Raw genomic sequence first — 22,511 nt, 5'->3', positions numbered from 1 at the left:
CGTAAAACTCACTCTGAAGGCTCCAGGGGGCTAAGATGAAATTTCAAACCGTTCTCTCCACCGCAACCAGCACGCTGGCCGTCGGTGCAGCGTTCCTCGCCATGCCGGCATTCGCGCAGTCGACCGGTTCGGCCGAGTTCGACAACGCCATTGTCGTGACCGGCAATCGCACTGTTGACATCGCCGGCGTCCGCACGCCGGATTCGCCCAAGGCCAAGGTCGAGATCAGCAAGGAGTTCATTGCGAACCAGCGCGCTGGTCAGACCGTGAACGACATGATCAACCTGGTTCCGGGCGTCAGCTTCACCAACAACGACCCCTGGGGTTCGAGCGGTGGTTCGTTCAGCATCCGTGGTTTCGATTCGAGCCGCATCTCGCAGACCTTCGACGGCATCCCGCTGAACGATTCGGGTAACTATGCGATCTACTCGAACCAGCAGGTCGATGCCGAGCTGATCGAGACCGTCAACGTCAACCTGGGTTCGACCGACGTCGACAGCCCGACCGCCTCGGCGGTTGGCGGCACCGTCAACATCAACACCAAGGTCCCCGACGATCAGTTCGGTGTGATGACCAGCATGTCGTACGGCGATGTCGTCGCCGATGGTTCGGGCGGCTCGGACCGTTCGTACCAGCGCATGTTCGGCAAGATCGAAACCGGCGAGTTCACCTCGATCGGCACCAAGGCCTGGGTTTCGGGTTCGTGGGCGCGCAACGGCGCAGCCTTCGCCAACTACGGCAAGGTCGAGAAGAAGCAGTTCAACGCCAAGGTCTACCAGCCGATCGGCAGCGAGGGTGACTTCATCGCGCTTTCGGGCCACTACAACGAAAACCGCAACAACTTCGGTGGTTCGCCGTTCCGCGCCAGCGCCTTCACCGGCGACAAGACAGATCGCTTCTATGACGTGGCCGGCGGCGCGCCTTGCACCGTGGCAGCAGCACGTCCGAACGTTGTCGACACCCCGAATTCTTGCGGCACCGACTTCGAGCGTCGTTACAACCCGTCGAACACCGGCAACGTGCGCCTTGCCTCGCTGTTCCACCTGACCGAAAAGCTGACGCTGTCGGTCGACGCGGCCTATCAGTACACCAAGGCCAACGGCGGCGGCACCACTTCGGCAAACGAAGGCTTCTTCACGCAGGCTGCAACGGCCACGACGCCGGCCTTCACCGGCACCGGCAACTACGGCGGTCAGTTCTATTTCGGCCGTGATCTCAACGGCGACGGGGATATGCTCGACCGGGTCACGCTGCTCCAGCCGAGCCAGACCAAGACCAACCGTTACGTGGCGATCACCAACCTCGCCTACGAGATCGACGACAACAACCGCGTTCGTCTGTCGTACTCGTTCGACCGCGCGCACCACCGCCAGACCGGCGCTGCAGGCCTGCTCAAGCAGAATGGCGAGCCCTATGACGTGTTCGCGATCAATGACCCGCTGACCGATGCGGCTGGCAACGTGCTGCAGAAGCGTGACCGCAATTCCTACGCCACGCTGCACAAGATTGCCGGCGAATACCGCGGCCAGTTCTTCGATCAGAAGCTGACCGTGCTGCTTGGCGTTGCGGCACCCTTCTACAAGCGCGACCTCAACCAGAACTGCTTCACCACCAATACCGGTGGCAGCTCGGGTGCTTTCGTGAACTGCGTGCCGGAAGACCAGCAGGCTGCTTACATCCTGTCGAACCCGTACGTTTACAACACAACGTCCGGCACCGCGACGGGTGCGGCCATTCCGCAGTCGCGCAAGCTCAACTACGACAAGATTCTTCCGAACGTCGGCCTGACCTACAAGATCACGCCGGAGCTGAGCATCGCCGGCAGCTATTCGAAGAACATCTCGGTCCCCAGCACCGACACGCTGTACAACGCCTTCTACTTCCCGGCGAACAGCGATGCCGCTTACCGCCGTCCGGAAACGGCCGACAGCTTCGACGCATCGCTGCGTTACTCGAGCTCGATGGTGCAGGCCGCGCTGACCGGTTGGTACACGCAGTACAAGAACCGTCTTGTCACCGCGTACGACATCGACGGCAACCCGACCGACACCAACCTCGGTGCGGTCAAGAAGTACGGCATCGATGCCAGCGTTTCGGTTCGTCCGGTCCAGCCGCTGTCGCTCTACGTCTTCGGTTCGTGGATCAAGTCGGAAATCCAGAACGACACGATCACGCGCAGCTGCTCGGCGACCAGCGACATTGCCCGTGCGGGTCTGTGCTACAGCGTGACCGACAACGGCAGCACCACCTATTACCTGCGCACTTCGGGCAAGCGTGAACGTTCGACGCCCGAATGGCTGTTCGGTGGCCGCGCCCAGGTCGATCTGGGTGATCTCAGCTTCGGCGCCCAGGCCAAGTACACCGGTTCGCGCTTCCTGAACGACATCAACGGCGAGATCGAGCAGGTCACCCTGCCGGGCGCGACCACGCCCACCACGATCTTCCCGGGTGCCAAGTTCAAGAGCTTCACCACGGTGGACCTGAACCTGCGTTACAAGCTGGAAAAGCTCGGTCTCGACAAGAGCGAAATCCAGCTGAACGTCACCAACCTGTTCGACGAATACTACGTCGGTTCGTACTCGGGCGGCCTCGACACGCTCCCGACCTCGAGCTCGGCCTTCGTGAACTTCGGTGCGCCGCGTGCGGTCAGCGCCACGTTCATCATGGCCTTCTGATCGAAGAAATTCGCGTCACGCGAACAGGGGAAGGGGAGAGAACTTCGGTTCTCTCCCCTTTTTCGTAAGCATCCGACTTTTAGCTAGTTTCCCGCGAGGACCATGAGCATTCACGAAGATACCGTTGAATTTCCCGAGGAGGGCGCGGTCCCTCAGGGCACGCCGCATAGCCTGTTCGAGGATGGCTATGCGCTGGTCGTCGGCACCATCCTGCTGTCGATGGGGGTCGTTCTGCTGCAGAAGGCGCAGCTTGCCACCGGCGGCGTCGCCGGTCTCGCGCTGACGCTCAATTACCTGACCGGGGTGCCGGTCGGGCTCTACTATGCGGTTCTGTCGCTGCCGATGCTGGCGATGACCGTGCGTCCGATGGGGCGCGCCTTCCTCGTCAAGACAGTGATCGTGACGCTGGGCCTCTTTGCGCTGACCGCGCTGGCGCCGCAGGTGCTGGTGCTGGGCTATGTCGCGCGCCCGGTGGCGGCGGTCGTCGGCGGGACCTTCATCGGCATGGGCGCACTGGCGCTGGCCCGCCACGCGGCGGGCTCCGGCGGGTCAGGGGCGATCGTGCTGTCGCTCTACCGCACGCGCGGATGGAATGCCGGGCGCACGCAGATGATCCTGGATTCCGGTGTGCTGCTGTTTTCGCTGCTCGCGCTGGACGCGGTGCAGGTGCTGTGGTCGCTGCTGGGCGTCATGGCGACCGGCGGCATCCTTTTTGTCTGGCACCGGCCGGGGCGCTACAACGGGTACTGATTGAGTGTCAGTCGTAGACGCAGGCGTCGAAACCCTGCGTCTTCACCGTGCCGATCCGCGCGGCGACGGTGTTGCCGTAGCGGCGCGTGAAGCCCGTGGGGTTCTTGACGCTGCGGGTCTTGGGGCTGGGCAGGGCGGCGGCGATGCGGGCCGCCTCGATCGGTGTCAGCCTGGTGGCCGACTTGCCGTAATAGCGCTGCGCCCCCGCCTCCACGCCGTACGTGCCGATGCCGGTCTCCGCGACGTTGAGGTAGACTTCCATGATCCGGCGCTTGTCCCACAGGTTCTCGATCAGGAAGGTGAACCAGACCTCGAAGCCCTTGCGCACGTAACGCGTCCAGCCGTCCCCCTGCCAGAGGAACACGTTCTTGGCGGTCTGCTGGCTGATCGTCGACCCGCCGCGAATGCGCCCACCGGCGGCATTGCGTTCGAATGCCTTTTCGATGGCGTTGGTGTCGAAGCCGTTATGGGTGCAGAACTTGCCATCCTCGGCGGCGATCGCGGCGGCGACCATGTTGCGGTCGATCCGGCTGAGCGGCTGCCAGTCCTTGGTGATGCCGTTGCCGTCCACCAGCATCGTCACCGTCACCGGCGGGGGGACAAAACGATAGAGCACCGTCAGCCCCACGCTGATGGCGACGAACCAGATGATGGCCTTGGCAAGAATGCGCAGCAAAGGAAGAGAGCCCCGAGTTCCCGAGTGGATAGCGCCTGACTAGCGAGGTTGGGCGGACTGCGAAAGGCGGGACGCGATCAATCGCGGGTGTCAAAGGCCGTTCTGGCCGTCTCTACGTCGTCTAGGTGCTGTTCTGCCCAGTGCCAGACGCCGCAAAATGCCTCGCCCAGGCTATGGCCGAGCGGGGTGAGCCGGTAGTCTACATGCGGCGGGATGACGGGATGGACGGTGCGGTGGACAAAACCGTCGCGCTCCATCTGGCGCAGGGTCTGGGTGAGCATCTTCTGGCTGATCCCGGGCACGGCGCGGGCCAGCTGGCTGAAGCGCGATTCGCCATGCTCCTCCAGCGCTTCGAGTACCAGCAGGGTCCACTTGTCGGCCACCCGGCCGATCAGCTCGTTGACCAGAGCGTCCACGCCGGGAATGTCGGAGTGGCTTGTAGAGGCCGTATTTTTCATTTCTTATCTGCTGGTGACTACAGCACTTTCAGGTGCCTACTTTCCAGGAGAGAGTATAAGGATCACACCGTCTTCGCAATCTTCCCCAGAGGAGTTCCCCATGAAGACCAGCGGCAACACCATCCTTCTTTCCGGCGGCGGTTCGGGCATCGGCCGCGAACTGGCGCAGCGCTGGCATGACGCCGGCAATGTCGTGATCGTCACTGGTCGCACGCTGGCCAGCCTCGAGGAAACGGCGAAAGGGCGAGCGAACATCCACCCGATGGCGCTTGATGTCGGCGATCCCGCGGCAATCCAGGCTTTTGCGGGAGAGGTGCTGGCGAGGTTCCCGGCGCTCAACGTGCTGGTCAACAATGCCGGGATCATGCCGCTTGAGGATATCGCCAATCCGCGCGACCTGTCGCGGGCGGAGGCCTGCGTGACGACCAATTTCCTCGGTCCGATCCGGCTGACGGACGCACTGGTGGCGCACTTGTCGGCACAGGCCGATGCGGCGATCGTCAACGTCAGTTCGGGGCTTGCCTTCGTGCCGCTGGCGAGCGCGGCGGTCTATTCGGCGACCAAGGCGGCGATCCATTCGTGGTCCGATTCGTTGCGGCTCGCGCTGGCCGGCAAGGTCGAGGTGATCGAACTGGCGCCGCCCGCCGTCCAGACCGAGTTGACCCCGGGGCAGTCGACGCGGGAAGGCTACATGCCGCTCGATGAATTCATCAACGAAGTCATGGACCTGTTCGCGCAGCAGCCGACACCGGAGCTGATCGGCGTCCAGCGCCTCGGTTTCCTGCGCAATGCCGAGGCGGAGGGGCGCTACGCGGAAACACTCGCGATGCTCAACGCGCCCCATACCTGATCGCTGGAACCGGCAGGCCGCCAGTGCTATTCCTGCATGCTGCACTGCAATATCGGATAGCGCTGGCGGTATGGTGATGTTTTCCAGGGATAAGCACGTGCATCGTCTCGATCTTGCCTTGCAGGGCGGCGGTGCTCATGGGGCTTTCACCTGGGGCGTGCTCGATGGCCTGCTGCAGGATGAACGGTTGATGCCGGGTGCCCTCAGCGGTGCCAGCGCGGGGGCCATGAACGCGGCGGTGCTGGTTTCCGGGTTCGTTTCCGAAGGGCGGGAGGGTGCGCGGGAGCGATTGCGCAGCTTCTGGAAGGAACTCAACCGCTCGGGCCGCGAGGCGGGCCCCTTGATCCCGATGATCGAGGCTTTTCCGCAAACCTCGCGGGCGATTTCTTCGTGGTGGTCGGCGGTCTTCGGCGATGTCAGCATGGCCCATGCCTCGCCGGAACTCGGGCGGGAGATGCAGGAGATCCTGCGCGGGGTGATCGATGACCATGTCGATTTCGGCGCGATCCGCAGCGAGAATGCGCCGCCTCTGTTCATTTCCGCCACCAATGCGCGGTCCGGCGCTCTGCGCCTGTTCCGCAATGGCGATCTGACGAGCGATGCCCTGCTGGCCTCAGCCTGCCTGCCGCTCTATTTTCCGCCCGTCACGATCGACGCAAAGGACTACTGGGACGGCGGATATAGTGCCAATCCGCCGCTGGTTCCGCTGGTACAGGAGAGTTCGAACGACGACCTGCTGCTGATCACCGTCAATACGCAGGTCCGTACGGATACCCCGCGTAGTGCCGCTGCGATCATCGACCGGTTGACCGAGATCGGCTTCAACCAGTCGATGCGCAAGGAATTGCAGGGGCTTGTACTGCTCCAGTCGGCGATCGGGGATGCCCGTGCAAAGCCGGGCGCGAAAGACGGATTGATCGCGCAAGTCGAGCGCCTGCGCTTCCATGAGATCCACGATGAGGCCACGCTGGCGGCCATGCCGGCACAGAGCAAGCTCCTGCCGGTGCGCCATCTGCTGCTCAAGCTGCATGAGGCGGGCGAGGCCGCGGCAAGGCAATGGTGTGCGGCCAATGTCGAGCATCTCGGCAAGCGCAGCACGGTCGATTTCGCGAAGCGCTTCGGGCCGGCCTGAACACAAAAGAAAACCGGGCCGCCCTTGCGAGCGACCCGGCAAATCCTTGAGGGATCTGGCGAAGGTTACAGTGCCGGAACCATCTTCTTGTCCAGAGCGATACGCCCCATCGCCTTCTGGAGCTTTTCGAAAGCACGGACCTCGATCTGGCGCACGCGCTCGCGACTGACGTTATAGACCTGGCTAAGTTCCTCGAGCGTCTTCGGGTCGTCGGTCAGGCGGCGTTCGGTCAGAATGTCGCGTTCGCGGTCGTTCAGCGAGTCCATCGCTTCCACCAGCATGTCGTGGCGAACGGTGGCTTCTTCCGCGTCGGCAACGGTTTCGTCCTGCAGCGGGCGGTCATCCGCAAGGATGTCCATCCACTGGCCTTCGCCTTCGTCACGCAGCGAGACGTTCAGCGAGGCATCGCCGCCCATCATCATGCGCCGGTTCATGTTCACCACTTCCTGCTGCGACACGCCAAGCGTGGTCGCGATGGTGGCGACATCGTCCGGATGCAGGTCGGTGTCCTCGTAGGCGTCGAGGTTCTTCTTCATGCGGCGCAAGTTGAAGAACAGCTTCTTCTGGCCCGCGGTGGTGCCCATCTTCACGAGCGACCACGAGCGCAGGATGAACTCTTGAATCGACGCCTTGATCCACCACATAGCATAAGTGGCGAGGCGGAAGCCCCGATCGGGCTCGAACTTCTTGACCCCCTGCATGAGGCCGATGTTGCCTTCGGAAATCAGTTCGGAAACGGGCAGGCCATAGCCACGGTAGCCCATCGCGATCTTCGCGACGAGGCGAAGATGGCTGGTTACCAGCTGTGCGGCTGCTTCGGGATCCTCGTGTTCCTTGAAACGCTTGGCGAGCATGTATTCCTGCTCGGGCTTAAGCAGAGGGAACTTGCGAATCTCGGAGAGATAGCGGTTGAGGCTCTGCTCGCTGCCCAGCGTGGGAACCGCCGGGAGATTGCGTTGCTTGGTGCTCACTGTCATCCGTCCTTTCCGGTCGGCCCGCGGTCGAAGACCCTATGCAGGCATCTTAGCTTGGGGCCACCTACGTAAGATAGCATGTTAATCCGATTTCACTGACGCAGTTCGTCGATCAGGGCCCGCATATCGTCGGGTAAGGGGCTGGAAAATCGGACTGTCTCCCCAGTAACGGGGTGGACGAAGCCAAGTTCCGCTGCGTGGAGAGCTTGGCGATGAAATCCGAGTCGTTGAACGACCGGGCGAATCGCTGATGGTGTACGTCCATATACTGGATCCCCCAATAGCGAGTGCCCGATTGACGACATGTGAACGCGTACCTGGTGCGTTCTTCCCGTTTCGAGGCGACACTCCACGAGCGTGGCGCCCTTGAGCGTCTCGACCGTACGATAATGAGTCACCGCGTGTTTGCCCCTGCCTTCTTCGACCAGTGCCATCTTCTTGCGGTTGCTATTCGAACGACCGATCGATCCGGTTACAGTCCCGGCAACAGGAATCGGTTTTCCGGCCACCACGGCCCGATAGGCCCGCTCGATCGAGTGGTCGGCGAACTGGACGGCGAGGCCTTCGTGGGCGCGGTCGGTCTTGGCGACGACCAGCAGACCCGAGGTGTCCTTGTCGATGCGGTGGACGATGCCAGGGCGAGCAACGCCGCCGATTCCCGACAGTTGCCCGCGGCAGTGGTGAAGCAGGGCGTTGACCAGCGTACCGTCCAGATTGCCCGCGGCGGGGTGGACAACAAGACCGGCCGGCTTGTCGACGACGATCAGGTATGCGTCCTCGAACACCACGTTCAGGGGAATGTCCTGGGGCGCCGCTTCGGCAGGAATGGCCTCGGGCACGGCGATGGCGAAAGGCGTGCCGGGCTCGACCTTCAGCGAGGCCTGCGCGGCGGGTTTGCCCGCCAGCGTGACGCGGCCTTCGCCCATCAATGCCTTGATTCGTTCGCGCGAGAGGCCGCTGGCCTCTGCAAGCGCCTTGTCGAGGCGGCCTCCGGCCTCCCCGATCGTACCTTCAATGATGTTTTCCATGACCCCCATTGTCTGTACGATTTGGGGATGAATGTCGAAGTGACAAGGGCAGTTGTGACCGCTTTGATGGAGGAAGCCGCGCGCTGCCATCCGGAAGAGTGCTGCGGGTTGCTGCTGGGGGAGGGGGGGCGCGTCGACCGTGCGGTTCCGGCAGCCAACGTCGCCGCGCAGCGTACGCGCCATTTCGAGATCGACCCGGCCGCGCTGCTGGCTGCGCACCGCTCGGCGCGGGTCGGTGGTCCGCAGGTTCTGGGCTATTTTCATTCGCATCCTGCGAGCCAGCCGGTGCCTTCCGCCGCGGACTGCGAACATTCCACCGGCGATTTGCGGATTTGGGCGATCATCGGCGAGGGGCGTGTTGCTTTCTGGCGTGATAGCGGGAATGGTTTTTCCCCAATGACCTGCAAAATCGTCGGAGAGGAGTGCACGGAGTCGGTATCTGACTCGTGCGGGGCTTCCACCGGGACCAGGCGGGTTGCCGAAATCTGATCGCCACCTATCTGATGGCCACCTTTGAACCATGGAAGTTTCCGCGAATATGAGCACCAGTGCGATCGAACTTGCCAGTCTTCTCTGTTCGCGCCTGTGCCATGACATGCTGAGCCCGGTAGGCGCGCTGTCGAACGGCCTCGAATTGCTGTCCGACGAGAAGGATCCGGAGATGCGCCAGCGCTGCTTCGAACTTCTCGACCAGAGTGCGCGGATCTCGGCCGACAAGCTCAAGTTCTTCCGTCTCGCCTTTGGCGCTGCCGGCGGTTTCGGCGACATGGTTCCGGTGAGCGAGGCGCGGGCGCTGGTCGATGCGCTGCTGGCCAACAATGCCCGGATTGTCGTCAACTGGTCGCTCGGCAGCGACATGCTGCCCAAGCCGGCGATCAAGACTCTGCTCAACTTCGCCCTGATCGGGATAGAGGCGCTGCCCCGCGGCGGCACGCTCGACATCGCGGCGGAACTGCGCGCGGATCAGCTTACCAGCGGTACCAGCGAGATCGTCGTGCGCGCCGCCGGTCCGCGTATCGCCTTTGATCGCGACATCGGCCGCGCGCTTGAAGGGGCGCTGCCCGAAGGGGACCTGTCGAGCCGCACCGCCCCTGCAGCGATGATCCAGCAACTGGCGCATAGTCTTGGCGGACGGCTACAGTATGCGCTGGGGGACGATGCGCTGGTGCTCGGCGCGGTTCTACCGGGCGTTTGAGGGAGGGTTCGGGCGATGAACCGCTGGCTGGTCAACCGGATCGTCGAATCGCCCAACTGCAACGAGCGCAAGCTGCCGGTGTCGATGGTGGTGCTCCACTACACCGGCATGAAGTCCGCCGATGAGGCACTGGAGCGCATGTGCGATCCGGCGGCCGAGGTTTCCGCGCATTACATGATCGACGAGGAAGGTATCGTCACCTCGCTGGTGCCCGAGGACAAGCGCGCCTGGCACGCGGGGCGTTCCTACTGGCGCGGCGTGACCGACGTGAACTCGGCATCGATCGGTATCGAACTGGTCAATCCCGGGCATGAATGGGGGTACCGGCCGTTCCCCGAGCCGCAGATGGATGCGCTCTTGCCGCTGCTGGCCGATATCATGGACCGGCACGACATTCCGCGTGCCAATGTCGTTGGTCATTCGGATGTCGCGCCGGCCAGAAAGCAGGATCCTGGCGAGTATTTCGACTGGGTGCGCCTGGGCGAACTGGGGCTGGCGCTCGAAATCCCGGCGGCGAAGATGAACCTGTTCTACGACAATCCCGGTGCTTTCTATCTTGCGCTTGAGCGTTTCGGCTACGACATCTCCGATGGCCGAGCGGCGGTGCGTGCATTTCAGCGGCGTTGGCGCCCTGAATTCATCGACGGCGAGATTGACGGCGAAATCGGCGGAATTCTCTTCGAACTGCTGTTGGAGCGCGACACCGGTCGTGCTAGGTGACCGCCCGCACCGGGGAGCCGGGCAGCCGCGGGCATCTTCGGATGCGCGAGGAAAGTCCGGGCTCCACGAAACAAGGGTGGCGGGTAACGCCCGCCGGGCGAGTCGGGTTTTCAGGCCCGGCGAAGCTTAGGGAAAGTGCCACAGAGAGCAAACCGCCTCGCCGTGCAGGGTTCGCCCTGAAAGGCAGGTAAGGGTGAAAGGGTGCGGTAAGAGCGCACCGCGCTTCCGGTAACGGCAAGCGGCAAGGCAAACCCCACCCGGAGCAAGACCGAATAGGGGCTGCGCGCCGTCTCGAACGGCGGGTTCGTTTCGGACCCAGGCAGCCCGGGTTGGTCGCTTGAGCGGCGCAGCAATGCGCTGCCTAGAGGAATGGCTGCCACCGCGGCGTAAGGTCCCTCGGATTGGGAGACCACGCCAGGTACAGAACCCGGCTTACAGGCTCCCCGGTGCAATTCGATCAGACAGGCTTAAAGGAAGCCCGCGTTCAGGCCGCGATCTGGATGTTGATCGCGCCCTGGCCTTCATCGCGCGCCTGGATGAACCAGCGTTCCTCGCCTTCCAGGCCGATCGCAGTCAGGGTGCCATGGACATAGGCGCCGGTATCGATGCCGATGCGGTTGAGGCGCACTTCCGGTTCTTCGGTGATCGTGTGGCCATGCACCACCACCGCGCCGAAATCTCCGGGGTGGGAAAGGAACGGGTCGCGGATCCAGCGGCAATCCTGGCCAGACTGATGGTCGAGCGGCGTATCCGGGCGTATGCCGGCATGGACAAACAGATAGTCGCCCATGCGAATCATTTTCTCGAAACCGTCCAGAAAATCGAAATCACCTTGCGGCACCGCTTCCAGCATGGCCTGCTGCAGTTGTTCGGCGTCGGCTTCCAGCACGAATTGCGGGTCGATGCCGTAGGAAATCAGCGTTTCACGGCCGCCGAATTTCAGGAAGCTGCGGAAGGTGTCGAGCTTGCTGGCGCCCGCCACCATCATTTCCTCGTGATTGCCCTTGATGAACTCGACGCGGCGTTCCTGCGCCCAGGAACGGGCACGACCCAGCACGCCGGCACTGTCCGGGCCGCGATCGATGAGGTCGCCGAGCAGGACGACGTCGCTGTTCGCACGCCCTCGGCCGGCATCGTCGCGTTCGATGGCTTCGATGAGGCTTTCGAACAAGTCGAGGCGACCATGAATGTCGCCGACCGCGTAAACACGCTGACCCGGGGGAAGCTTCGGCGTCCTCTGCTTTTTGGCGGGACGGGCGACGAGGTTTCTGATCTTCGCAAGCATTATCCGGCGGAACCTATACCCGGCCGGCTACCGTCCGGCAAGCAGGTCCGTAGTGCATCGCGAGTGACAAAAAACCCACACTTCGTTTCCCGATTGTTGCCTTTATGAAATTTTCCTTGTTTGAATACTGGGTGCGGTGCAGCATTATTGTGCTGACGCACGCTGGCCCGAAACGAGGACGCGGCAAAAGCGCAGGTGGGAACAAGCACCAAAAAGAATTTGTGAGGGAATGAACATGCACATGTCTGTCCGCGGCGTCATCGCCGCGACCCTGCTTGCGGGCTCCGCGCTCGCTGCCGCCCCTGCCTTTGCCGACGAAGCCGACGCCCCCAAGGAATTCACCGTCACCGGTAGCGCAGCCCTGACCACCGACTACCGTTTCCGCGGTGTTTCGCAGTCGGGCGGTGATCCGGCAATCCAGGGCGGCATTACCATTTCGCATTCCAGCGGCTTCTATGTCAGCACCTGGGGCTCCTCGATCGACCTTGGCTCGACTTATGGCAGCACCGAGGTCGACCTTTTCGGCGGCTGGACCGGCGAAGTCAGCTCGGGCATCACGCTTGATGCCGGCCTGCTTTACTACGCCTATCCGAACGGCCATGTCGGCCATGCCGAATTCTTCGAGCCCTATGCTTCGGTCAGCGGCCAGGTCGGTCCGGCCAAGCTCAAGCTCGGCGTTACCTACGCCTGGGATCAGAAGGCGTTGCCCAACTTCTACACGGGCAAGAAGGACGATAACCTCTACCTCTACGGCAACGTCGATGTGGCAATTCCTAACACCCCGCTGACCGTTTCCGGCCATCTCGGTTACGCCGACGGTTCGCTGGCGCCTTGCTACTACTGCAATGCCGACAAGACCGGCATCGATTATTCGATCGGTGCGTCGATGACGCTGTTCGGACCGCTCTCGGCATCGGTCAGCTATGTCGGCGTCAGCGGCCCGAGCCAGGATGGCTACACCGATGATACCGTGGTCGCCACGCTGACCGCATCGTTCTGATCGCGATCCCGATAATCGGGACACGAGCGAGACAATCGCAGGAGGACCCGCTCGGACTATTCCGGGCGGGTTTTCCTTTGCGGGTGATGGATCTTGCGCCTCGGGAAAGATCGCGGTGGAGTGTCATGCCGGGTCTGGTCTATCGTCCCTCCGGGCGGACGCCGTAACGGCGCGCCAATCTCCCTTCAAAGGACTTCCCGTGACCAAGTTTCTCCATACCATGATCCGCGTCACCGACCCCGACGCAACGATCGCCTTCTTCGAACTGCTCGGCGTCAAGGAGACCCGTCGTTTCTCGAGCGAACAGGGCCGTTTCACGCTGATCTATCTGGCGGCACCGGGGGAAGAGGTCGAGGTCGAGTTGACGTACAACTGGCCGGCCGAAGACGGTTCGTTCGAGGAATACACCGGCGGACGCAATTTCGGCCACATCGCGTTCCAGGTGGAAGATATCTATGCGACCTGCCGGACGCTCGCCGATGCAGGTGTGACGATCAACCGTCCGCCGCGCGATGGCCATATGGCGTTTGTGCGCACCCCGGACGGTATCTCGATCGAACTTCTCCAGAACGGGCATCTCGAACCCGCAGAACCCTGGGTCTCGATGCCGAACGTCGGCACCTGGTAATCAGGGCTGGGAAGGCTGGCCGCCGTCAGACGGCGGCGGCTGGTCTTCCTGCAGTGCGGGGGCTGGGGGCCAGGCGCAGGATGGCGTAGCCCAGCAGGGAGGAGAGCAGCGAACCGGCGAGCACGCCCAGCTTTGCCTCCTCTACCAACTGCGGATACTGCGGGAATGCGAGCGCGCCGATGAACAGGCTCATCGTGAAGCCGATCCCGCATAGCACTGCCATGCCCCAGAGCTGGATCCAGCTCGCTCCCGCCGGACGCGGTGCGAAACCAAGCTTGTCCGATGCCACGATGGCGGCAAAGATGCCTGCCTGCTTGCCCAGGAACAAACCCAGCGCGATGCCGAGCGGGACGGGCTGGAACAGTCCGGAAAGACCGATGCCTGCCAGCGCCACGCCTGCATTGGCGAAGCCGAAGATGGGGACGATCACATAACTGTTCCACGGCACCAGCGCATGCTCGAGCCTCAGCAGCATCGAATCCCCCCGCAACGGGCGCAAGGGAATGGTGAAGGCCAGAAGGACTCCGGCAATGGTGGCGTGAATGCCGGAATTGAGCACGCAGAACCACAGTGCCAATCCCAGCAGGATGTACACGGACGAGCGGGACACCCTCATGCGGCCACAGGTGACAAGCGCGCCCAGGATGGCGACGGCGGCCATGGCCCAGCCCAGTTCGATATGGGCCGTATAGAACAGGGCGATCACGACCACTGCGCCGAGGTCGTCGACGATGGCAACGGTCAGCAGGAACAGTCGCAGCGACGCCGGTACGCGGCGCCCGAGCAGGCCGAGAACGCCGACGGCAAAAGCGATGTCCGTGGCGGCGGGTATGGCCCAGCCTCGCTGGGCAGGCTCCGCTAGTCCCGCCGTCGCCAGATAGACGATGGCCGGCGTTGCCATGCCGGCCGCCGCGGCAAGCACGGGCAGACGGCGCCTTGCCGGATTGGAAAGCTCGCCGTCGAGAACCTCCCGCTTGATTTCCAGGCCGACGACAAAAAAGAAGATCGCCATCAGCGCATCGTTGATCCACGCGTGCAGCGAATCGAGCCGGGCTATGGGAGATCCGGCGAGGCGATGATGAAAGACGTCGTGGTAAAGATCGGCCAACGGAGAGTTCGCAGCCGCCATCGCCAGGACGGCGACCACTATCAGCAGGATCCCCGAAGTCGCTTCGCCGCCCATTAACTTTGTGAAACGGCGCGCCAATTCATTGGCCAAATTTCGATGCGTACTCATAAGCCTTCTTTCAGGGAGGTGCGGCCGGGATGCAAGAGGGGCCGCCATCCCGGGGCGCTGAAAATCGGTAATGGGAATTCGGAACGAAGCCAGACGAAGTATCGGGGGACTTGGGTGGAAGCGGTGGGAGTGTTTCAGCAAGCGATGATCTGTCTGCAGCATGTCGAGCGCGAATTACTGCTGTTCACGGCTTTCTGGCTCCTGGTCAGCGCGGCCGACGAAGCGGTCATGGACATGTGCTGGCTGACTTTGCTGTTGAGGGGAAAGGCGCGGAGCACCCGGTTGCCTGCCGATCTTTCGAACGTATCGCTGAGCGGTCGGTCGGCGGTGCTCGTCGCGGCCTGGCAGGAAGAGCAGGTGATCGGACACACACTGAGCCATGCGCTGTCCGCGTGGAAGCACAAGGAACTCTGCCTGTACGTAGGGTGCTATGCCAACGATGTGGCCACTTTGGCTGCCGCGATGGCAGGCGCGGGTCAGGACACCCGCGTGCGGGTAATCATCCATTCCGAGTTTGGGCCAACGACCAAGGCGGACTGTCTCAACCGCCTCTACAAGGCTGTTTGCGAGGATGAACGGCGTTCGGGCATTCGTTTTCGCAGTGTTGTCCTTCACGATTCGGAAGACATGGTGCACAGCGCGGAGCTGGCGGTCATCGACCGTGCGCTGGACGAAGCCGATTTCATCCAGCTGCCCGTGCGGCCGGAACCGCAGGCGAGCTCTCGCTGGGTGGGCGGGCATTACATCGACGAATTTGCAGAAGCGCATGGCAAGGCCTTGCCGGTTCGTGATGCGCTGGGCGCTGCGGTACCCTCTGCCGGTGTGGGATGCGGCTTTTCGCGTGAAATGCTGGCCCGAATCGCACGCTTGCGTCGAGCTGAAGGAGAGGGCGGGCCCTTCGCGGCCGAATGTCTTACCGAGGACTATGAACTGGGCGTGCTGATCTGGCGCGAGGGAGGGAAAGGCCGCTTCGTGCGCGCGCGCGATGCTACAGGGCAACTGGTGGCGACACGTGCCTACTTCCCGGGCCGTCTGGAGGATTCCGTGCGCCAGAAGACGCGATGGATTCACGGGATCGCCTTGCAGTCCTGGGACCGGCTCGGCTGGAGCCGCATCACTCGAAGCGCCGGGGTCGCGGATACCTGGATGGCGCTGCGCGACCGGCGTGGACCGCTGGCGGCGATGGTTCTTGCATCAAGCTACCTGCTCGTCCTGGTTGAACTGCTGTTGGCGACGATGAGAGTGGGAGGTCTGGGCACGCCTCCGACGGCATCGCCGGTATTGCAAGCGATACTGGGAGTTTGCCTCGTCAGCCTGGTCTGGCGCTGCGTCATGCGGTTCCTCTTCACTGCGCGCGAATATGGGGTCGTCGAGGGGGCGCGAGCGATCATGCGCATTCCGGTCGCCAATCTCGTGGCCATTGTCGCAGGCTACCGCGCCTTGGCAAACTACCTGCGCACCCTGCGCGGTGCGGCAGTTCATTGGGAGAAGACCGCGCATCACTTGCATCCGGCAACAAAGGCGGCAGGCTATCCCGTGCATGGCTATTCCGGCCAAGGGGGCACGGCATTGCCAGATCGTGGCACACGCGTTCCGGCGGCTGCGTGATGACGGGCGGGCAGCGGCTTCGCGGCCAACCTCTGGTGGCCTTGCTGGCGATCCTGTGTGGATGGATCGGTGGTCGGCTTTCTGCGTGGGATGCGCCTTTGCTTGCTGCGCCTGCGCAGGAGCGCGCAGCGGTCACGGGCACGGACCGTTTTGGCGATGTGGTGATGGCAGGGCCGCAAACGCTGGTTGGCGGCTTGGGCGAGGAAGGTCTGTGGCGTGGCGGCGAGTGGGCGGGTGCCTATCCACAGGGTTGGCCGGCGCGCTCGGGCCACGGACAGGACAGGGTGCGTATCGTTTATGTCAGCACGCCGGGCAGTCCGTCGGATGCGGCATTATGGCGCCGATTGGCGGCAATGGCGCAGGGTTCGCAATACGCGGCAATGCCGGTCGCCGCATGGACCGGTCGTGACGGCAATTCCAACGCAGATCCTGGCCGCGATTTTCCGCAGTACCCGATGGGCGCGTTCCACAATGAGCGTTTCCCATCCGGATTTCCGGCATTCGGGATGCCATCGTCCGAGGCGTCCGCTTTCGCAGCGTCGGAAGGGCAGTCGATCGGCTCCGGCGGCAGCGTACTTCCAATCGTCAGCAAGCCGCGCCGCTGGTCGGTGGATACCTGGGCACTGATGCGCGGCAGGGGGGCGGGGCCACTGACGAACGGGACCTTGCCGGCGACATATGGAGCAAGCCAGGCCGGTGCCGTCCTTCGCTACCGGCTGGGACTTCTCGCGCAGCATCGCCCGGAGATCTACATGCGCACGACGGCGACGCTGGAGCAGGTGCAGCGCGAGACCGCTGCTGCGATCGGCTTTTCGGCAAGGCCGCTGGCTGCCATCCCTGTCGTTGCGGCGCTGGAGGCACGATTGACGGAGCAGGCAGGGCAACGAAGGGTGCAGCCCGCGGCGATGGCGATCACCACGATCCCGCCGTTCGCCTTGCCTGCGCGGCTGCGGGGCGAGACATATGTCCAGGCCGGTTATGTCGCCGGCAGGTACGCGACGCCCTTTGCCGAAGGGCAACTGCGTGTTGATCACGGGATATTGCGGGTGGGCCAGGTCGAAAGCCGGATCGGCGGCGGAGTCTGGGGCGGTGTCCAGAAGGGTGCAAGCCGGTTGGATGCAGGCCCGTCGGCAACGGTGACGCTGCCCTTGCGGCGCGGCGTCAACGCCCGTGTCGGTGTCGATTGGCGCTTTCGCCTGGCGGGCGATGCAGAGCCTGGGTCAGGGCCTGCACTCACACTTTCCGCAGGTTTCTGAATCGACGCTTTTCTCGCCCCTCACGCTGCGGTAGCGAGAGTGCTCGCATGGACGTCTATCTTCCCATCGCCAATCTTTCGGTCAACGGCATCATCATCGTTGGCCTTGGTGCCCTGACCGGGATCCTGTCGGGCATGTTTGGCGTGGGTGGCGGTTTTTTGACGACCCCGTTGATGATATTCTACGGGATTCCGCCGACGGTGGCCGCTGCATCGGCTGCCAGCCAGGTGACCGGAGCCAGCGTTTCCGGCGTGTTCGCACATGCCAAGCGCGGCAATGTGGACTATCTTATGGGGTCGGTCATGGTGTTCGGCGGCATCGTCGGCACCGGGCTCGGGGCCTTGCTGTTCAACCTGCTGGCCCGGCTCGGTCAGATCGACACGGTCATCAACATTCTGTACGTCGTGATGCTGGGATCGATTGGCGGACTGATGGCCAAGGAGAGTATCCAGGCGATCCGTGCCGAACGTAGCGGCGTTCCCATCGCCGCGAAAAAGCGCCGACACCATCCCATGGTGGCGAGCTTGCCGATGCGTTGGCGCTTCTATCGCTCAGGCCTCTACATTTCGCCGCTGGCACCGCTGCTTCTTGGCATCTTTACCGGCATCTTGACGATGCTGATGGGCATCGGCGGTGGCTTCATCCTCGTCCCGGCGATGCTTTACATTCTCGGCATGAGTGCGAATGTCGTGGTGGGCACGTCACTCTGGCAGATTCTGTTCACCACGATCGCAACGACAATGATGCATTCGATGACGACCCATGCGGTCGACATCGTGCTGGCTTCGCTGCTCCTGCTCGGGTCAGTTACGGGCGCGCAACTGGGCGCGCAGTTTGCGCAGAAGGCTAGCCCCGTGAAGCTGCGCCTGATCCTCGCGCTGATCGTCCTGCTGGTGGCGGCGCGGATGGCACTGGGGCTCGGCTATCGACCGGACGAAATCTACACGGTGGCGCCGCTGTGAGGGCGTCCGTCACCTCGGTTCTGGCGGTTCTTGTCTGGGTTGTGCTCTGTGCTGCCCGCGATCCCATCCTCGTCCCCGAAGTCTCTCAGCACGAGGTGGCGCTGCAACAGGGCTTTACCGGAACCGAACTGCTGCTTTTTGGCGCAATCCTGACACCGGAGGGCTCCCGCGCGGCGCAGGACTACGACATCGTCGTGGTGCTTAAGGGGCCGACCCAGTCGATCGTGTTGCGTGAAAAGCAGAAAGTGGCGGGAATCTGGATCAACGCCGACAGTACGGAGCTGCGCTCGGCACCTTCCTATTATGCCATCGCGTCGACCCGGCCGATCAAGGACATTGTCGACGACAAGACGGCGGCGATCTACGAATTGGGCCTGAAGTGGCTGCAACTCTCGCCGATCGGCGCGATCGATCCCAAGGAACAGACACGCTTCGCCAACGGGCTCGTCGACCTCAATCGCCGGATCGGCCTTTACCGCGAGGAAGAGGGCGGGGTGAAAGTCAGCGAGCAAGTGCTCTACCAGGCCCGGATTGGCCTGCCGTCCCGGGTTCCCATCGGTACTTACACGGCGGAAACTTTCGCCATATCGAAAGGGCGCGTGGTCGCCTCGGCCAGCAGTCAGGTCGAAGTGCGCAAGCTCGGCCTGGAACGCGCCGTCGCCACTTTCGCCGAAGATTATGGCTTTGCCTATGGCTTGCTGGCGGTTTTTGTATCGGTCGGCATGGGGTGGCTGGCGGGCCGGCTTTTCGCAATGCGCTGAAGATACGATTGCCGAAGTTGCTTCAATCGAATGCTGGGCCTTTGGTATGAGCCTGTCTTTAGGCGGAAATTAACCGCGTGGTCATAGCTCTGCCGAGGTCAGTTCTACTTCGGGGGCATAATGAACCAGATGCATCCAGAGGGCTTCGCGCCCTCGCGTGCGCCGCAGGCCGAGCAGCCCGCGGCGCATCCGGCTCACGCCCATACGACGCAGGCCCATATGACGCAGGGCCAGCCACGCCAGCCTGCACCGCGACTGGATACCGGACGCGAGCCGATCGGGGTGATCCTCGAGATCTCCGGTGCCGGAACACGCATCGCGCTCGACATCAACCGGCTGGGCGAAGTGATGAAGGATGGCGACCCTTCGGTTGCGCAGTCAGGGCAGGTCGGCAGTCAGGTCAAGATCCGTGTCGGCAACGGTTGGCTGCTCGCCAGCATCCGCAATCAGAAGAGCGACAGCAAGATTCCCGGCGGCATTGTCGCCGAGGCGGACTTCCTTGGCGAGGGCAGTGAGGAACGCCTGACTGGCCGTATCCATGGCTTCCGCCGCGGTGTGACCTTCTATCCCTCGCCGGGGGCGCTGGTCTATCCGGCGACCACCGAAGACCTGCGCCAGATCTATGCCAGCGACGGGCGCAGCGCGATCCAGATCGGCAACGTCTATCCGACCAAGGACATCCGTGCTGGTCTTTATGTCGATGCCCTGCTTGGCAAGCACTTCGCGCTGCTGGGATCGACCGGAACCGGCAAGTCGACCAGTGCTGCGCTGATCCTGCACCGCATCTGCGAGCATGCGCCGCAGGGCCACATCATCATGATCGATCCGCACGGCGAGTATTCAGCCGCGTTCCGCAACACCGGCGTGATCCTCGACGTCTCGAACCTGCAGATGCCCTACTGGCTGATGAATTTCGAGGAGCACTGCGAGATCCTCCTGACCTCGCGCGGGGACGACCGCCAGCTCGACAGCGAAATCCTGGGCAAGTGTTTGCTGGAGGCGCGCTCCAAGAACCGGCTGGCCGAGCAGCTTGGCAAGATCACGGTGGATTCGCCGATCCCTTATCTGCTCTCCGACTTGTCCAATATTCTCAACAACCACATGGGCAAGCTCGACAAGGGCCATTCCAGTGCGCCCTACATGCGGATCAAGAACAAGCTCGACGAGATGAAGGGCGATCCGCGCTACCAGTTCATGTTCTCCGGCATGCTGGTGGGCGACACGATGGCGGAGTTCATCTCCAAGATCTTCCGTCTGCCCTCGAACGGGCGGCCGATCTCGATCATCGACGTCTCGGGCGTGCCATCGGACATCACCAGCACCGTCGTCGCCGTGCTCAGCCGCATGGTGTTCGACTACGCGATCTGGGGGCGGGAGGAAAAGACCCGGCCCATCCTGCTCGTCTGCGAGGAGGCGCACCGCTATGTTCCGAGCGAGAAGAACGCCGATGGCTCTTCGGTGGGCCGTATCCTGTCGCGTATCGCCAAGGAGGGCCGCAAGTACGGGATCTCGTTGGGCCTTATCACCCAGAGACCGTCCGATCTTGCCGAAGGTGTCCTTTCGCAGTGCGGCACGATCATCTCGATGCGCCTCAACAACGATCGTGACCAGGCCTTCGTGCGCGCAGCCATGCCGGAAGGTGCACGCGGGTTCCTCGATTCGATCCCGGCCCTGCGCAACCGTGAGTGCATCATCTGCGGCGAAGGCGTGGCGATCCCGATCCGGGTCTCGTTTGACGACCTCGAAGAGTACAAGCGCCCCGCGTCGGCCGACCCGTCGTTCACCGAACTGTGGAACAGCTCCGGCGGCGAGGAAGAGTCGGTCCTGCGCATCGTCCAGCGGTGGCGCGCGCAGGGCAGGTGATGGGGCTGCGCGGCCTTACAGATCGAAGGCCGCGCGCCACTTGCCCCAGCGATAATAGGCCAGCGTCAGGACCACCGTCAGCGTCGAGCCGACCGGATAGGCCCACCACAGCGCTTCGCTTCCGATCGCGGGGTAGGTGAGGGCGTAGAAGCCGAGGCGGCCCGGAATGAGGCCGATGGCCATGATGACCAGCGGAACCACGACCGCGCCGTAGGCACGCAGGGTGCCGGTGAGGATCATGGTCACCGACATGATCACGAAACTGGCGGTGCAGACAAACTGGATGTGCCGCGCGATCGGCATTGCCGGGCTGTCGCCGCCCAGGAACAGGGCCAGCAGCGGATGGTCGAACACCACGATCAGCGCCGCCATCAGCAGCGAGATGGCGAGGTTGGTGACAAGCCCGATCTCGGTCACCTTGCCCACGCGGCCGTGATCGTGCGCGCCCAGCGACTGGGCAACCATGGCGCTGACCGCCGAGCCGATCGCCATCGCCGGCATCTGCAGGTAGTTCCACAATTGCAGCGAAGCGCCGTAGGCGGCGGCGGCATCCAGCCCTTCGAGGTTGACGAGGTGGACCATGGCCAGGCCCGCCGACGAGACCAGCAGCATCTGCGCGCCCATCGGCAGGCCCTTCAGGGTCACGTACTTCAATTCGCTGCCGCGCGGGATCAGGTAGCCGAGTTCGGCGCCGCGCAGCCGCATCGGCAGATCCTTGCGGTAGATCGTCCAGAGCTGGAACACGAGGCCGGCGAAGTTCGCGAAGGCGGTTGCCGCGGCGGACCCGGCAATGCCCAGCGACGGCACCGGCCCGGGGCCGATGATCAGCAGCGGGTTCAGGATCACGTCGAGCGCTACCGTCAGGATCATCGCGTGGAGCGGGGTCTTGGAATCGCCCGCGCCGCGCATGCCCATCGAGACCATCAGCGAGAGCGAGCCGAGCGGCAGCGTCACGAAGATCACGCGCAGATAGGCCAGCGCTTCGATCCGGCTCTGCTCGGGCGTACTGAGCAGCCGCAGCAGGGCATCGGCGCCCAGCCAGCCGGCAAGGCCGCAGACCACCGACAGTATCAGGCAGAAGCCGACGCCCGAGCCGAAGGTCAGCCTGGCGGCATCGATGTCGCGGGCGCCGAAGTGCTGGCCGACGCGCACGGTGGTCGCCATGCCGAAGCCGAAGACGAGCGAGATCAGCAGGAACATGATGATATTGGCATTGGCGGTTGCCGCCAGTGCGCTTTCGCCGAGCAGCCGCCCGACCCAGATCGCGTTCACCGAGCCGTTCAGCGTCTGCAGCACGTTCGAGATCAGCATCGGGATCGAGAACACCAGCAGCGTCTTGAGGATCGGCCCCTGGGTGAGGTCCCCCGTCATGTGCTGCTTGCGCGCCGGTGCTGCGGGTTCGCCGGGTTCGGTCTCTCCGGCGGGAATCGGCGATGCTTCGTTCATATGTCCC

Annotated in this window: 21 protein-coding genes and 1 other RNA gene; 15 read left to right on the top strand and 7 right to left on the bottom strand. The window is 63.3% G+C overall.

Annotated elements, in window-relative coordinates:
• Positions 1 to 35: 35 nt before the first annotated feature.
• Together DM450_RS11355 and DM450_RS11350 are read left to right on the top strand one after the other, a co-directional pair.
• On the top strand, positions 36 to 2,675 hold the full coding sequence (locus DM450_RS11355; RefSeq protein ID WP_142634896.1) for a TonB-dependent receptor: 2,640 nt from the start codon (positions 36 to 38) through the stop codon (positions 2,673 to 2,675).
• A 102-nt stretch (positions 2,676 to 2,777) separates the two neighbouring features.
• A complete protein-coding gene (locus DM450_RS11350) occupies positions 2,778 to 3,425 on the top strand; it encodes a YitT family protein (RefSeq protein ID WP_142634894.1) in 648 nt (215 codons plus the stop codon).
• A 7-nt stretch (positions 3,426 to 3,432) separates the two neighbouring features.
• On the opposite strand, the gene mtgA is transcribed toward DM450_RS11350, so the two are convergent.
• Positions 3,433 to 4,098, bottom strand: a complete 666-nt coding sequence (gene mtgA / locus DM450_RS11345) for a monofunctional biosynthetic peptidoglycan transglycosylase (RefSeq protein ID WP_142637792.1) — start codon at positions 4,096 to 4,098, stop codon at positions 3,433 to 3,435.
• A gap of 80 nt (positions 4,099 to 4,178) precedes the next feature.
• Entirely contained in the window at positions 4,179 to 4,559 is a 381-nt protein-coding gene (locus DM450_RS11340; protein WP_142634893.1) for a winged helix-turn-helix transcriptional regulator, read from the bottom strand.
• Positions 4,560 to 4,659: 100 nt separating this feature from the next.
• Between DM450_RS11340 and DM450_RS11335 the strand changes: the two genes are divergently transcribed.
• A complete protein-coding gene (locus DM450_RS11335; protein ID WP_142634890.1) occupies positions 4,660 to 5,409 on the top strand; it encodes an SDR family oxidoreductase in 750 nt (249 codons plus the stop codon).
• 97 nt (positions 5,410 to 5,506) lie between these two features.
• A complete protein-coding gene (locus DM450_RS11330; RefSeq protein WP_185928591.1) occupies positions 5,507 to 6,541 on the top strand; it encodes a patatin-like phospholipase family protein in 1,035 nt (344 codons plus the stop codon).
• A gap of 65 nt (positions 6,542 to 6,606) precedes the next feature.
• On the opposite strand, the gene rpoH is transcribed toward DM450_RS11330, so the two are convergent.
• On the bottom strand, positions 6,607 to 7,518 hold the full coding sequence (rpoH, locus tag DM450_RS11325; protein ID WP_142634886.1) for an RNA polymerase sigma factor RpoH: 912 nt from the start codon (positions 7,516 to 7,518) through the stop codon (positions 6,607 to 6,609).
• Positions 7,519 to 7,607: 89 nt separating this feature from the next.
• The gene (locus tag DM450_RS11320) at positions 7,608 to 8,552 is read right to left on the bottom strand and encodes an RluA family pseudouridine synthase (RefSeq protein WP_142634884.1); all 945 of its coding nucleotides are present in this window, start codon (positions 8,550 to 8,552) and stop codon (positions 7,608 to 7,610) included.
• Between the two features lie 18 nt (positions 8,553 to 8,570).
• On the opposite strand from DM450_RS11320, the gene DM450_RS11315 reads away from it, so the two are divergent.
• From DM450_RS11315 to rnpB, 4 genes are all read left to right on the top strand, one after another.
• A complete protein-coding gene (locus tag DM450_RS11315) occupies positions 8,571 to 9,032 on the top strand; it encodes a M67 family metallopeptidase (protein ID WP_142634882.1) in 462 nt (153 codons plus the stop codon).
• A 49-nt stretch (positions 9,033 to 9,081) separates the two neighbouring features.
• On the top strand, positions 9,082 to 9,738 hold the full coding sequence (locus DM450_RS11310; RefSeq protein WP_142634880.1) for a histidine phosphotransferase family protein: 657 nt from the start codon (positions 9,082 to 9,084) through the stop codon (positions 9,736 to 9,738).
• A gap of 15 nt (positions 9,739 to 9,753) precedes the next feature.
• The gene (locus DM450_RS11305) at positions 9,754 to 10,458 is read left to right on the top strand and encodes an N-acetylmuramoyl-L-alanine amidase (RefSeq protein ID WP_142634877.1); all 705 of its coding nucleotides are present in this window, start codon (positions 9,754 to 9,756) and stop codon (positions 10,456 to 10,458) included.
• A 9-nt stretch (positions 10,459 to 10,467) separates the two neighbouring features.
• Positions 10,468 to 10,909: RNase P RNA component class A (gene rnpB, locus DM450_RS11300), an RNA gene on the top strand.
• Positions 10,910 to 10,942: 33 nt separating this feature from the next.
• Here rnpB and DM450_RS11295 read toward each other — a convergent pair.
• Positions 10,943 to 11,743 (bottom strand): metallophosphoesterase, encoded by an 801-nt coding sequence (locus DM450_RS11295; protein WP_142634875.1) that lies wholly within the window; start codon positions 11,741 to 11,743, stop codon positions 10,943 to 10,945.
• A gap of 235 nt (positions 11,744 to 11,978) precedes the next feature.
• Between DM450_RS11295 and DM450_RS11290 the strand changes: the two genes are divergently transcribed.
• Together DM450_RS11290 and DM450_RS11285 are read left to right on the top strand one after the other, a co-directional pair.
• Complete coding sequence (locus DM450_RS11290; protein ID WP_142634873.1) at positions 11,979 to 12,743, top strand: TorF family putative porin; 765 nt, start codon at positions 11,979 to 11,981, stop codon at positions 12,741 to 12,743.
• 199 nt (positions 12,744 to 12,942) lie between these two features.
• Positions 12,943 to 13,371 (top strand): VOC family protein, encoded by a 429-nt coding sequence (locus DM450_RS11285; RefSeq protein ID WP_142634871.1) that lies wholly within the window; start codon positions 12,943 to 12,945, stop codon positions 13,369 to 13,371.
• Positions 13,372 to 13,396: 25 nt separating this feature from the next.
• Here the strand turns inward: DM450_RS11285 and nhaA are convergent, their stop codons facing one another.
• Positions 13,397 to 14,608: a Na+/H+ antiporter NhaA gene (gene nhaA / locus DM450_RS11280; RefSeq protein WP_142637790.1), complete on the bottom strand. Its 1,212-nt coding sequence runs from the start codon at positions 14,606 to 14,608 to the stop codon at positions 13,397 to 13,399.
• A gap of 114 nt (positions 14,609 to 14,722) precedes the next feature.
• Between nhaA and DM450_RS11275 the strand changes: the two genes are divergently transcribed.
• The 5 genes from DM450_RS11275 (at position 14,723) to DM450_RS11255 (ending at position 21,058) form a co-directional block, all read left to right on the top strand.
• Complete coding sequence (locus DM450_RS11275) at positions 14,723 to 16,216, top strand: glycosyl transferase family protein (protein WP_312846142.1); 1,494 nt, start codon at positions 14,723 to 14,725, stop codon at positions 16,214 to 16,216.
• On the top strand, positions 16,216 to 17,472 hold the full coding sequence (locus tag DM450_RS11270; RefSeq protein WP_142634869.1) for a hypothetical protein: 1,257 nt from the start codon (positions 16,216 to 16,218) through the stop codon (positions 17,470 to 17,472). The genes DM450_RS11275 and DM450_RS11270 overlap by 1 nt, the downstream gene beginning before the upstream one ends.
• 47 nt (positions 17,473 to 17,519) lie before the next feature.
• Positions 17,520 to 18,434, top strand: coding sequence for a sulfite exporter TauE/SafE family protein (locus DM450_RS11265; RefSeq protein ID WP_142634867.1), 915 nt, complete (start codon positions 17,520 to 17,522; stop codon positions 18,432 to 18,434).
• Positions 18,431 to 19,195, top strand: coding sequence for a TIGR02186 family protein (locus tag DM450_RS11260; protein ID WP_142634865.1), 765 nt, complete (start codon positions 18,431 to 18,433; stop codon positions 19,193 to 19,195). Before DM450_RS11265 ends, DM450_RS11260 begins: the two co-directional genes overlap by 4 nt.
• Positions 19,196 to 19,414: 219 nt before the next feature.
• Positions 19,415 to 21,058, top strand: a complete 1,644-nt coding sequence (locus tag DM450_RS11255) for an ATP-binding protein (RefSeq protein WP_142637786.1) — start codon at positions 19,415 to 19,417, stop codon at positions 21,056 to 21,058.
• A 15-nt stretch (positions 21,059 to 21,073) separates the two neighbouring features.
• On the opposite strand, the gene DM450_RS11250 is transcribed toward DM450_RS11255, so the two are convergent.
• On the bottom strand, positions 21,074 to 22,504 hold the full coding sequence (locus DM450_RS11250) for an MATE family efflux transporter (protein ID WP_142634863.1): 1,431 nt from the start codon (positions 22,502 to 22,504) through the stop codon (positions 21,074 to 21,076).
• Between the last annotated feature and the right edge of the window lie 7 nt (positions 22,505 to 22,511).

The sequence above is a fragment of the Sphingomonas sp. IC081 genome, assembly GCF_006874585.1.
Taxonomy (GTDB): Bacteria; Pseudomonadota; Alphaproteobacteria; order Sphingomonadales; family Sphingomonadaceae; genus Novosphingobium.
The sequence above is the reverse complement of the archived record's forward strand: the minus strand, read 5'-3'. Positions and strand labels throughout refer to the sequence as shown.